Source organism: Variovorax sp. IB41 (assembly GCF_016405905.1).
Classification (GTDB): Bacteria; Pseudomonadota; Gammaproteobacteria; order Burkholderiales; family Burkholderiaceae_C; genus Variovorax.
The window spans coordinates 37,149-49,115 of record NZ_JAEFCB010000026.1 but is presented as its reverse complement, the minus strand read 5'-3'; the positions used below and the strand labels follow the sequence as shown (position 1 = coordinate 49,115).

14 protein-coding genes are annotated in these 11,967 nt (G+C 67.1%); 6 read left to right on the top strand and 8 right to left on the bottom strand.

What is annotated here, in order from left to right:
* Positions 1-10: 10 nt before the first annotated feature.
* From JC881_RS29315 to folC, 5 genes are all read right to left on the bottom strand, one after another.
* Complete coding sequence (locus JC881_RS29315) at positions 11-1,231, bottom strand: O-succinylhomoserine sulfhydrylase (protein ID WP_198789304.1); 1,221 nt, start codon at positions 1,229-1,231, stop codon at positions 11-13.
* Between the two features lie 8 nt (positions 1,232-1,239).
* Positions 1,240-2,745, bottom strand: a complete 1,506-nt coding sequence (gene purF, locus JC881_RS29310) for an amidophosphoribosyltransferase (RefSeq protein WP_198789303.1) — start codon at positions 2,743-2,745, stop codon at positions 1,240-1,242.
* 12 nt (positions 2,746-2,757) lie between these two features.
* Positions 2,758-3,243 carry a CvpA family protein gene (locus JC881_RS29305; protein WP_093430838.1) on the bottom strand — a complete coding sequence of 162 codons (486 nt, stop codon included), beginning with the start codon at positions 3,241-3,243 and terminating at the stop codon, positions 2,758-2,760.
* Between the two features lie 18 nt (positions 3,244-3,261).
* Positions 3,262-4,149 (bottom strand): SPOR domain-containing protein, encoded by an 888-nt coding sequence (locus JC881_RS29300; protein WP_198789302.1) that lies wholly within the window; start codon positions 4,147-4,149, stop codon positions 3,262-3,264.
* Between the two features lie 61 nt (positions 4,150-4,210).
* Entirely contained in the window at positions 4,211-5,518 is a 1,308-nt protein-coding gene (folC, locus tag JC881_RS29295; protein ID WP_198789301.1) for a bifunctional tetrahydrofolate synthase/dihydrofolate synthase, read from the bottom strand.
* Positions 5,519-5,554: 36 nt separating this feature from the next.
* Between folC and JC881_RS29290 the strand changes: the two genes are divergently transcribed.
* The 4 genes from JC881_RS29290 (at position 5,555) to argG (ending at position 8,445) form a co-directional block, all read left to right on the top strand.
* Positions 5,555-5,908: an ArsC family reductase gene (locus tag JC881_RS29290; protein ID WP_198789300.1), complete on the top strand. Its 354-nt coding sequence runs from the start codon at positions 5,555-5,557 to the stop codon at positions 5,906-5,908.
* Positions 5,909-5,966: 58 nt separating this feature from the next.
* Positions 5,967-6,635, top strand: coding sequence for a hypothetical protein (locus JC881_RS29285; RefSeq protein WP_198789299.1), 669 nt, complete (start codon positions 5,967-5,969; stop codon positions 6,633-6,635).
* Positions 6,636-6,748: 113 nt separating this feature from the next.
* Positions 6,749-7,075, top strand: a complete 327-nt coding sequence (gene ppnP, locus JC881_RS29280; RefSeq protein ID WP_198789298.1) for a pyrimidine/purine nucleoside phosphorylase — start codon at positions 6,749-6,751, stop codon at positions 7,073-7,075.
* Positions 7,076-7,098: 23 nt separating this feature from the next.
* A complete protein-coding gene (gene argG / locus JC881_RS29275; protein WP_198789297.1) occupies positions 7,099-8,445 on the top strand; it encodes an argininosuccinate synthase in 1,347 nt (448 codons plus the stop codon).
* Positions 8,446-8,512: 67 nt separating this feature from the next.
* Here the strand turns inward: argG and JC881_RS29270 are convergent, their stop codons facing one another.
* The gene (locus JC881_RS29270) at positions 8,513-9,346 is read right to left on the bottom strand and encodes a glycine-rich domain-containing protein (RefSeq protein WP_198789296.1); all 834 of its coding nucleotides are present in this window, start codon (positions 9,344-9,346) and stop codon (positions 8,513-8,515) included.
* A gap of 4 nt (positions 9,347-9,350) precedes the next feature.
* Positions 9,351-10,403, bottom strand: a complete 1,053-nt coding sequence (murB, locus tag JC881_RS29265; RefSeq protein ID WP_198789295.1) for a UDP-N-acetylmuramate dehydrogenase — start codon at positions 10,401-10,403, stop codon at positions 9,351-9,353.
* Between the two features lie 43 nt (positions 10,404-10,446).
* Between murB and JC881_RS29260 the strand changes: the two genes are divergently transcribed.
* Both JC881_RS29260 and JC881_RS29255 read left to right on the top strand, forming a co-directional pair.
* Positions 10,447-10,932: a YajQ family cyclic di-GMP-binding protein gene (locus JC881_RS29260; protein WP_013542743.1), complete on the top strand. Its 486-nt coding sequence runs from the start codon at positions 10,447-10,449 to the stop codon at positions 10,930-10,932.
* 7 nt (positions 10,933-10,939) lie between these two features.
* Positions 10,940-11,590 (top strand): retropepsin-like aspartic protease family protein, encoded by a 651-nt coding sequence (locus JC881_RS29255; RefSeq protein WP_198789294.1) that lies wholly within the window; start codon positions 10,940-10,942, stop codon positions 11,588-11,590.
* Between the two features lie 3 nt (positions 11,591-11,593).
* Here JC881_RS29255 and JC881_RS29250 read toward each other — a convergent pair whose 3' ends face one another.
* Positions 11,594-11,947 (bottom strand): RidA family protein, encoded by a 354-nt coding sequence (locus JC881_RS29250; RefSeq protein WP_198789293.1) that lies wholly within the window; start codon positions 11,945-11,947, stop codon positions 11,594-11,596.
* Positions 11,948-11,967 lie beyond the last annotated feature (20 nt).

Sequence of the window (11,967 nt, the reverse complement as noted above, 5' to 3'; positions counted from 1 at the left end):
GAAACTCGATTCAGGAATTCAGGGTGCTCAGGCCGCGCGAAAGATCGGCCGTGATGTCGTCGATGTACTCGAGGCCGACCGCGAGACGGATCAGCCCCTGGCTGATGCCTGCCGCCTGGCGCTGCACTTCGGTGAGCCGGCCGTGCGAGGTCGTGCCGGGGTGCGTGATGATGGTCTTGGTGTCGCCCAGGTTGGTGGCGATGCTTACCACGCGGGTGCTGTTGATCACGTGGAAGGCGTTGGCGCGCGCGGCTTCGGGCGTGTCGCCGACCACGTCGAACGACACCACCGCCCCGCCCTGCCCCGACTGCTGGCGCATCGCAAGCTCATGCTGCCCATGCGAAGCGAGGCCCGGGTAGTAGACGCGCGCGATGCCCGGCTGCTGCTCGAGCCATTGCGCCACGGCCAGCGCGTTCGCGCACTGCGCCTTCATGCGGATGCCGAGCGTCTCGAGGCCCTTGAGCACGACCCACGCATTGAACGGCGACAGCGCCATGCCGGCGGTGCGCACGATCGGGCCGAACACATCGACGATGAGCTTCGACGGACCGCAGATCGCACCGGCCATCACACGGCCCTGGCCGTCCAGGTACTTGGTGCCCGAATGGATGATGAGGTCCGCGCCCAGCTCGGCCGGCCGCTGCAGCGCAGGCGTGCAGAAACAGTTGTCGACCGCGAGCAGCGCGCCCGCGCCGTGCGCCAGGTCGGCGAGAGCCCGGATGTCGCAGACTTCCGTCAGCGGATTGGTCGGCGTCTCTGCGAACAGCAGCTTGGTGTTGGGCTTGATCGCCGCGCGCCATTCGGCCACGTCGGTCTGCGAGACGAAGGTGGTCTCGACGCCGAACTTGGCGAACTCCTTGCCGAACAGATTCAGCGTGGAGCCGAACACAGAGCGCGAGCAGATCACATGGTCGCCGGCCTTCAGCAGCCCCATGCACATCATGAGGATCGCGCCCATGCCGGTCGAAGCGCCGATGGCCGCTTCGGTGCCTTCGAGCGCGGCCAGGCGCTGCTCGAAGCTGGTCACCGTCGGGTTGGAGGTGCGCGAATAGGTAAAGCCCTGCTCGGTGCCGGCGAAGCGGCGTGCCGAGGTCTCGGCATCGGGCTGCACGAAGCCGCTGGTCAGGAACAGCGCTTCGGAATGCTCGCCATGCTGGCTGGGCGCCAACCCGGTGCGCAGCGCGAGCGTGTCGCGGTGCAGTCCGGGCGGCAGGGTTCTTTCGTCGGTCACTTCAGCTCTCACTCGCTGTGGTTGGGGAGCGCAAGGCGCGAAGAATCTTCTTCGGTCTCTTCGATGCGGGGGCGATTGCCGTTCATGCGCGAGATGGCGTCGGTGTCGATGTCGCCGGTCACGTAGACGCCGTCGAAGCACGAGGCGTCGAAGCCGTCCAGCTTGGTGTTGAGCGAGCCGATGGCGCGCTTCATGGCATCGACGTCCTGGTAGATCAGCGCGTCGCAGCCGATCAGTTCGCGGATCTCGTCGACGGTGCGGTCGTGCGCGACCAGCTCGTCCTTGGTCGGCATGTCGATGCCGTAGACGTTGGGGTAGCGCACCGGCGGCGCGGCGCTCGCGAGGTACACCTTGCGGGCGCCGGCGTCGCGCGCCATCTGCACGATCTCTTTGCTCGTCGTGCCGCGCACGATGGAGTCGTCCACCAGCAGGACATTGCGGCCCTTGAACTCGCTGGCGATCACGTTGAGCTTCTGGCGCACCGACTTCTTGCGCACGCCCTGGCCCGGCATGATGAAGGTGCGGCCCACGTAGCGGTTCTTCACGAAGCCTTCGCGGTACGGCACACCCAGGAGGTGCGCGAGTTGCGTGGCGCTCGGGCGGCTCGATTCAGGGATCGGGATGATCACGTCGATCTGGTTCGGCGGCACCGTGGAGACCACGCGCTTGGCCAGCGTCTCGCCCAGGTTCAGGCGCGCCTGGTAGACCGAGATGCCGTCGAGCACCGAGTCCGGACGCGCGAGGTACACAAATTCGAAGATGCAGGGGTTGAGCGTGGGCGACTCGGCGCACTGCATCGAATGGACATTGCCTTCCAGGTCGATGAACACCGCTTCGCCCGGGTTGATGTTGCGCTCGAACACATGGCCCGAGCCTTCGAGCGCGACCGATTCGCTGGCCACCATGACGGTGCCGTCCTTCGCATTGCGGCCCATGCACAGCGGGCGGATGCCGTACGGATCGCGGAAGGCGAGCAGGCCGTGGCCCGCGATGAGCGACACCACCGCGTACGAGCCGCGCAGGCGCTTGTGCATGTTCTTGACCGCGGCGAACACCTCGGCCGGGTGCAGCGGCACGCCGCGCGAGGAGCGCTCCAGTTCGTGCGCCAGCACGTTGAGCAGCACTTCGGAGTCGCTCTCGGTGTTGGTGTGGCGGTGGTCGGTGGAGAACAGCTCCGAGCGCAGCGCGTGCGCGTTGGTCAGGTTGCCGTTGTGCACGAGCACGATGCCGAACGGCGCGTTCACGTAGAAGGGCTGCGCCTCTTCCTCGCTGTAGGCGTTGCCGGCGGTCGGGTAGCGCACCTGGCCCAGGCCCACGTTGCCCGGCAGCCCGCGCATGTTGCGGGTGCGGAACACGTCGCGCACCATGCCCTTGGCCTTGTGCATGAAGAACTTGCGTTCCAGCAAGGTCACGATGCCGGCCGCGTCCTGGCCGCGATGCTGCAGGAGCAGCAGCGCGTCATAGAGCAACTGGTTGACGGGTGCGTTGCTGACAACGCCGACGATTCCACACATGAACGATTCCTCTCAGGGCAGGTAGCTTGCCAACTTTTCAGGCAGCGCGGGTTTCAGGCCCTGCAATGCCGCATCGAGAACACCGGCACTGAGCGAGTCGCGCCACCAGGCACTGTCGCTCAACACCAGCAAATGAACAACGACTGCCAGCACGAGCAGGGCCACTGCGCCCCGCGCCGCACCGAAGGCAGCTCCCAAAATCCGGTCCACGGGCCGAAGGCCCACCACGGTGATCAGCTTGCGCGTCAAGGCTGCCACGAGCCCCGCGCCGAACGCCACCGCCACGAACACCAGCACGAACGCCAGTGGATAACGCCACGTGGCCTGCGGCTCGCCGAACGGCAGCCACGCCGCCACATCGGAGGCCAGCCACTGGGCGGCGATGAAAGCGGCCACCCAGCCCACCAGCGAAATCACTTCGAACACCAGGCCCCGCATGAGGCCGAACAGCATCGACACCACGATGAGCGTGACGGCGATCCAGTCGAGCAGGGCCACGGCAGCAGGCGCCTGCGCTTACAACGTGAGGATCGCGGCCGACAAAGACAAGCCCTTGACCTTCTCCGCCGCCTTGTCCGCCTCGGCGCGCGACGCGAAGGGGCCGACACGCACACGCGTGCGCTCGCCATCGGCCGTCTTGGCGACGTTCACATAGGTCTTCAGGCCCGCGCGCTCCAGCTTCTGGCGCACTTCGCGCGCCTTGTCGGCATCGGCGAACGCACCGACCTGCACGATGAAGCGGCCGGCGTCGTCGCCGGCGGCCGGCTTGGGCGTGGTGCTGATGGGCTTGCCTTCGAGCAATGCGCGGGCGCGGGCGCCGTCGTCGGCGGAGGCGGCGGGCTTGGTCTCCGGCTTCGGCTTGGCCTCGGGTTTCGGCTCCGGCTTCGGCTTGGATTCCTTGGCCTCGGGCTTGGGTTCGGGCTTCGGCTTGGCCTCGGGTTTCGGTTCGGGCTTGGGTTCCGGTTTCGGTTCTGGCTTGGGCTTGGTTTCGGCGGCCGGCGGCGTGCTGGCCACCGGCTTGCCGGACTCGATCACGGTGCCATCGGCGGTCTCGGTGATCATGCCGCCGGCCGACGAGGCAGCCGCCACGCGGGCGCTGTTGTCGGGGGCAGCCGGCGCGCTGCTCGTTGCGGGCGCTGTTGCAGGTGCATTGGGCACGGGCAGCGGCTTGACCTTGTTGCGGTCCGGAATCTCGATGGGGATGTCGACCGACACGGGCCGCGGCTGCGTGTCGAACAGCAGCGGGAAGCCGATCACGCCCAGCAGCACCAGCACTGCGGCGCCCAGCAACCGATGGCGCGCGCGCCGACGCATGGTTTCGACACTTTCCGCGGGGACGGCCGCCGGGGCGTTGCGTCCTTCGTTGCCTTGTGGGCCGCGCGTGCGGAACTTGAAAAACGCCATGAAGTTCGATCCCTGAAGGAGTGCAGCGAGGTGATGCCAGGTGGTGCGGTCGACCTGTCGGTCAGCCGCCCGGCGACAGGTGTTTGGCTTGCAGCCGGGGGGTGCCGTTTTCGAGCACGCCACCCACGGTGAAGAACGATCCGAAGACCACGATTCTATCAGCGGGGTCCGCGTGCTCGATGGCTGCGCGCAGCGCGTCCATCGGCCCTGCATGCACGCTGCCGGAAGCATCGGCGCGGGTGTTCTGCGCCTGCCATGCGGCCAGCAGATCGGCCGCCTTGGCCGCGCGCGGCGTGGGCAGGTCGGTGAAGTACCAGCGGTCGATCATCGGGCCGATGCGCGCCAGGATCGGCGCGAGGTCCTTGTCGGCCATGACACCGAAGACGCCGTGCGTCGTCGGAAAGAAACCCATCGCGTCGAGGTTCTCGGCGAGCGCGGCGACCGCATGCGCGTTGTGCGCCACGTCGAGCACCAGCGCGGGCTCGCCCGGCACGATCTGGAAGCGGCCCGGCAGCTCGACCATCGCGAGCCCGTTGCGCACCGCCTGCGCCGTGATCGGCAATTGCGGACGAAGCGCCTCCAGCGCCGCAAGCACGCCCGCGGCATTGATGAGCTGGTTGGCGCCGCGCAGCGCCGGATAGGCCAGCCCGCTGTAGCGCCTGCCGCGGCCCGACCAGCCCCACTGCTGCTTGTCGCCCGACACGTTGAAGTCGGTGCCAAAGCGCCAGAGGTCGGCGCCGATGGCGGTGGCGTGGTCGATCACGCTCTGCGGCGGCATCGGATCGCTCACGATCGCGGCCTTGCCGGCGCGCAGGATGCCGGCCTTCTCGAAGCCGATGCTTTCGCGGTCGGGCCCGAGGTATTCCATGTGGTCCAGGTCGATGCTGGTGATGACCGCGCAGTCGGCATCGATGATGTTGACCGCGTCGAGCCGGCCGCCGAGGCCGACTTCCAGGATCGCCACGTCGGGCTTTTCCTGGATCATGCAGTGCAGGATGCCCAGGGTGGTGAATTCGAAATAGGTCAGGGGCATGTCGCCGCGGGCCTTCTCCACCACGTCGAAGCTTGCTATCAGTTTGGAAGCATCGACCGATTCGCCCTTCAGGCGCAGCCGTTCCTCGAAGCGCACGAGGTGGGGGGAAGTGAACACGGCGGTGCGGTAGCCCGCGTGCGTCAGGATCGACTCGAGCATGGCGCAGGTCGAGCCCTTGCCGTTGGTGCCCGCGACCGTGATGACGGGGCAGCCGAACGTGAGGCCCAGGCGCCCGGCCATCTCCTTGGCGCGTTCGAGGCCCAGTTCGATGTTCTTGGGATGGAGTTGCTCGGCGCGCGCGAGCCAGTCGTTAAGGGTTTCCATGGAGGCCGGCATTGTCGCCGACCCGCCGGGCGCGGCATCATGGCGGCCATGACAACCCTATACGGCATCCCGAACTGCGACACCGTCAAGCGCGCCCGCGCTTGGCTCGACGAACACGGCGTGGCCTACACCTTCCACGATTTCAAGAAACAGGGCGTGCCCGAGGCCGAACTGGACCAGTGGCTGAAAGAGCCGGGCTGGGAGGCCCTGGTCAACCGCCGGGGCACCACCTGGCGCAAGCTCGACGAAGCCACGCAGAACAGCGTGGTCGACGCCGCCTCGGCCCGCGCGGTGCTGCTGGCCAACCCGAGCCTCATCAAGCGTCCGGTGGTCAACTGGGGGGCCAAAACCGGCGTTACGACGGGATTCGACGCCCAAACCTGGGCTGTGAACGCCGTGTAAACCCCGGAACCCCGTCTCGCCGGCCGGCCTCCAACCTCGATCTGCAGGAGAGAACACCATGAACAGACACGTTTTTCGCACCCTCGCGGGGCTTTCGGTGGCCGGGCTGCTGGCGACGGGAGCAACCGTCGCGCAGGCCCAGCAGGTGGTCCAGGCCCGGGTGATTTCCGCCACCCCGATCCGCGAGACGACCGGCAGCGACGTCAGCTACAACGTCACCTACGAATACCAGGGCCGCCAGTACACGACCCGCACCACCAGCCGGCCGGGCGCCACGATCCCGATCCAGGCCAGCGCCTATGGCGTGACCACGACGGGCGCAACGAGCATGCCCGTGCAGCCACAGCCTCAGGTCTACCCGGTCGAGGCCAACAACGGCCAGCAGTACCAGCAAGACCCGCAGTACCAGGAACAGTACCAACAGGGCCAGCAAGGCGGCGGTTCCCCCTGGGAAAACGTCGTGCCGGAGCCCGGCGTGGTGGTCTCCGGCCAGGGCGCGCCGGTCTACGCACAGCCGGCCCCGGTCTATGCGCCACCGGTCTACGTGCAGCCCGCCTATTCCTACCCATATGCGCAGCCCTACGTGTACCCGCCCGTCGGCATCTCGCTGAACCTGGGGTATTCGCGCGGTTGGGGCGGCGGCTACTACGGCCGCGGCTACGGCGGCTACCGGGGTGGCTACGGCTATCGCGGCTACGGCGGTTACCGCGGCGGCTGGCACCGTTGAGAAGATGGGGGCCGTCGAGCCCCTAAAATCGAGGACTTTCCCAACCCTGACGGGTGCGCCGCCGGTGCGGTGCGTCCTCGATTAGCCGAACGCCCAGGCGCCGGCGCCACCCAATGACGACGACTACCGACACTCTGAACAGCGCCGCAGTGGCCACCAAGGCCAATGTGTATTTCGACGGCAAATGCGTGAGCCACAGCCTCACGCTCGCCGACGGCACGAAGAAATCGGTCGGCGTGATCCTGCCGTCCACCCTCACCTTCAACACCGGCGCGCCCGAGATCATGGAAGGCACGGCCGGCAGCTGCGAGTACCTGCTGTCCGGCACCACCGAATGGGTCGCTTCGGGCCCGGGCCAGAAGTTCAACGTGCCGGGCAACTCCAGCTTCCAGATCCGCGTGAGCGGCGAGCCCTACAGCTACATCTGCCACTTCGGCTGAACCGCGAACCCGGAACCTCTGACATGTCGACCATCCTCCAAAACGTTCCCGCCGGCCAGAAGGTCGGCATTGCCTTCTCCGGCGGCCTGGACACCAGCGCGGCCCTGCACTGGATGCGCAACAAGGGCGCGATTCCCTACGCCTACACCGCCAACCTCGGCCAGCCCGACGAGCCCGACTACGACGAGATCCCGCGCAAGGCGATGCTCTACGGCGCCGAAAACGCGCGCCTGATCGACTGCCGCGCGCAACTGGCCAACGAAGGCATCGCCGCGCTGCAGGCCGGCGCCTTCCACGTCACCACCGCGGGCGTCACCTACTTCAACACCACGCCGCTGGGCCGCGCGGTGACCGGCACCATGCTGGTGTCGGCCATGAAGGAAGACGACGTCAACATCTGGGGCGACGGCAGCACCTACAAGGGCAACGACATCGAGCGCTTCTACCGCTACGGCCTGCTCACCAACCCCGCGCTGAAGATCTACAAGCCCTGGCTCGACCAGGTCTTCATCGACGAACTCGGCGGCCGCAAGGAAATGTCGGAATTCATGCAGAAGGCCGGCTTCGCCTACAAGATGTCGTCCGAGAAGGCCTACTCGACCGACTCCAACATGCTGGGCGCCACGCACGAGGCGAAAGACCTGGAGCACCTGAACAGCGGCATGCAGATCGTGCAGCCCATCATGGGCGTCGCGTTCTGGAAGGACGAAGTCGAGGTCAAGCGCGAGACCGTCTCGGTGCGCTTCGAAGAAGGCGTGCCCGTCGCGCTGAACGGCGTGGCCTACCCGAACATGGTCGAGCTGATCCTGGAAGCCAACCGCATCGGCGGGCGCCACGGCCTGGGCATGAGCGACCAGATCGAGAACCGCATCATCGAGGCCAAGAGCCGCGGCATCTACGAGGCCCCGGGCCTCGCGCTGCTGTTCATCGCCTACGAGCGCCTGGTGACCGGCATCCACAACGAAGACACGATCGAGCAATACCGCGACCACGGCCGCAAGCTCGGCCGCCTGCTCTACCAGGGCCGCTGGTTCGACCCGCAGGCGATCATGCTGCGCGAGACCGCCCAACGCTGGGTGGCGCGCGCCATCACCGGCGAAGTGACCGTCGAGCTGCGCCGCGGCAACGACTACTCGATCCTGAACACCGAATCGCCCAACCTCACCTACAAGCCCGAGCGCCTGAGCATGGAAAAGGTCGAAGGCGCGTTCACGCCGCTGGACCGCATCGGCCAGTTGACGATGCGCAACCTGGACATCATCGACACGCGCGAAAAGCTGGCGATCTACACCCGCACCGGGCTGCTGTCGTCGAGCCAGGGCGCTTCGCTGCCCAAGCTCGCGAACGACGACGAAAGCGGCAGCAAGTAAGCGCCGCGCGCTTCAATGACGAACGGGCCCGAGGGGCCCGTTTTTCTTTGGCGCTGCGTCGCGTCGGTCAGTCGCCGCCGCCTCCGCCGCAGCCGCCTCCGCACCCGCCGCTGTCACCACCACTGTCACCGCCAGAGTCCCCGCTTCCGCTGTCGCTGCCCGACTCGCTGCCGCCGAAACCACCGGCATCGCCCGAGCCGCCGCCATCCGACGAAGACTCGCCGAACTCGCTGCCGCACTGCGCGGTCGAGCCGTTGTGCCGGTCGACCGCCTTGCAGTCGGGCACGTATTCGAAGCCGCCGGGAATCGCGAACTTGATGTCCAGCGCGAACAGCAGCGGCAGCCGCGCGGGCTTGCGCGGATCGATGCTCTCTTCCTTGCACGCCCAGTACCAGGTGCGGCGCAGGCCGTCGTTGCGCTTGGCGTCCTTGCCCAGCACCTCGGCCGGGCTGTGGTGCAGCATGCCGCCGAAGGCCGCCTTGCACCAGTTCTGGTAGCCCTGCGTGTGCAGGATGAACTCGTGCCAGGCGGTGTCGACCACCTTCGAGGGCATGGCGACGAACTTGCGGTCGCTGCGCAGGTGCGCCATGAAGAACTGGCGCAGGCCCCGCAGCACCAGCTCGGCATCGCGCCGGCTCAACTGCGGATGGGCTTCGCGCAGCTTGCCAACGAGAAAGGGCGGCAGCCGCGCCTCGCGGATGAACTGGCGGCGCAGGCTCACTTCGATGCGGCTCAGGAGCGCCGCGAAGCAGAAGGCCGCGATGAACAGCAGCGCCGATCCCCACCAGCGCGCCGGCACCAGAAACACCGAGGCGATGCCCGCCACGATGACGACCCGCTGCGCCCACACCAGCGTCGCGATGCGCCGCCGGAAATTCAGGTGCAAAAAGTCCAGATCCATCGCGTCAGACGACCACCGGCTCGGGCTCCAGGCGAATGCCGAAGCGCTCGTACACGCTGGTCTGGATGGCCTTGGCCAGCGTCATCACCTCGCCGCCGGTCACCGGGTTCTCGCTGCCGCCGCGGTTGACCAGCACCAGCGCCTGCCGCTCGTACACGCCGGCATTGCCGACCGACTTGCCCTTCCAGCCGCAGGCGTCGATGAGCCAGCCGGCCGCCAGCTTGATGCTGCCGTCGGCCATCGGGTAGTGAACGATCTTGGGGTCGCGCGCGATGATGTCGGCGCACTGCTCGGGCGTGACGGTCGGGTTCTTGAAGAAGCTGCCGGCGTTGCCCAGCACGCGCCAGTCGGGCAGCTTGGCGCGGCGGATGGCGCAGACCCAGTCGAAGACATCGACGGCGCTCGGCGTGAAGTTGCCGGTTTCTTCCATCTTGCGTTCGAGGTCGAGGTAGCCGACGACCGCTTTCCACGGCTTTTGCAGCCTGAAGCGCACCCGCGTGATCAGCGCCCGGCCTGCGAGGCCGAAGTCGTTCGGGCCGCTTCGCACGTGCTTGAAGACAGAGTCGCGATAGCCGAAGGCGCACTGGGCCGCATCGAGCATGAAGCTGCGGCCGGTGTCCAGGTCGATGGCGTCCAGCGATTCGAAGCGGTCCTGCAGCTCGACGCCGTAGGCGCCGATGTTCTGCACCGGGGCGCCGCCCACGGTGCCGGGAATGAGCGCCAGGTTCTCGAGGCCGGGATAGCCGTTGCGCACCATCCATTCGACGGCGTCGTGCCAGATTTCGCCCGCACCCGCCTCGACGATCCAGGCCCTGGGCGTCTCTTCGACCAGCCGCAGGCCCTTGATTTCCACCTTGAGCACCAGCGGCTTGACGTCGCCGGTCAGCACGATGTTGCTGCCGCCGCCCAGCACGAAACGGGGGGCGCCCGGCCAGTCGGGGCCGGCCAGGAGCTCGGCGATATCGGCCTCGCCCGTGATGCGCGCCAGGCGCTGCGCGCGCGCGACGATGCCGAAACTGTTGTACGGCTGCAGGGGGACGTTGTGCTCCACGATCATGGGAGAATTGTCGCATCCAGCACAAGTGACATCAGGAGAGCCCATGCCGTCTTTCGATACCGTCTGCGAGCCCAATCTGCCCGAAGTGAAGAATGCGGTCGAGAACACCGCCAAGGAAATCGCGACGCGCTTCGATTTCAAGGGCACGGCGGCTGCCGTCGACCTCAAGGACAAGGAAATCACCATGATCGGGGATGCCGAGTTCCAGCTCGTGCAGGTCGAAGACATCCTTCGCAGCAAGCTCACCAAGCGCAGCGTCGATGTGCGCTTCCTCGACAAGGGCGACGTCCAGAAGATGGGCGGCGACAAGGTCAAGCAGGTCATCAAGGTCAAGAGCGGCATCGAGAGCGAGCAGGCCAAGAAGATCACCCGCATCGTCAAGGACAGCAAGCTCAAGGTGCAGGCCGCGATCCAGGGCGACGCGGTGCGCATCACCGGCGCCAAGCGCGACGATCTTCAGGCCGCGATGGCCCTCATCAAGAAGGACGTGCCGGACATGCCGCTGTCGTTCAACAACTTCCGCGACTGATCGCACCATGAAATCCCCGGCCGCCCTCGCGGCAGCGCTGCTTCTGGCTGCCGCTGCGACGGCGCATGCCGCCAGCTCGGTGATGCTCACCGGCACCATCGGCAGCCGCGCGATCCTGATCGTGAACGGCGCGCCGCCCAAGACGGTGGCGGTCGGCGAGAGCTTCCAGGGCGTGAAGCTGGTGTCGCTGCAGGCCGAGCAGGCCGTGGTCGAACTCGAGGGCAAGCGCGTCAACCTGCGCATGGACACGCCGGTCAGCATCGGCGGAAATGGTGGAGGTTCCGGCGGTGGCAGCCGCATCGTGCTGCCGGCCGACAGCCGCGGCCACTACATGACGCAGGGCACCATCAACGGGCGCACGGTCACCTTCATGCTCGACACCGGGGCCACGTCGATCGCGTTGTCGGCCGCCGATGCGCAGCGCATCGGCCTGGACTACAGCAAGGCCCAGCGGGTCCAGATGAGCACCGCCAACGGCGTGACCGTGGGCTACAAGCTGCGGCTGCAGTCCGTGCGCGTCGGCGATGTCGAGGTCTACGACATCGACGCCATCGTGTCGCCCGAGCCGATGCCTTTCGTGCTGCTGGGCAACAGCTTCATCAACCGCTTCTCGATGCGCCGCGATGCGGACCAGATGGTTCTGGAGAAGCGCTATTGACCGTCAGGCCGCTGCGGCCGTGACGACGATCTCGATCTTGTAGGCCGCATTGGCCATCTTGGCCTGCACCGTTGCGCGCGGCGGCGTGTTGCCGGCCGGAATCCACGCATCCCACACCTCGTTCATCGCCGTGATGTCGGTGATGTCGGCCAAAAAGATCTGCGTCATGAGGATGCGCGACTTGTCGCTGCCGGCTTCGGCCAGGAGGCGATCGACCATGGCGAGCACCTGCGTGGTCTGGCCGCGGATGTCCTGCGAGGTGTCGTCGGGCACCTGGCCCGCGAGATAGATGGTGCCGTTGTGCACGGCCGTCTCCGAGAGACGCGGGCCGACGTGAAAGCGGGTGAGGGTTGCCATGGTGGTGTTCTAGCCTTCTG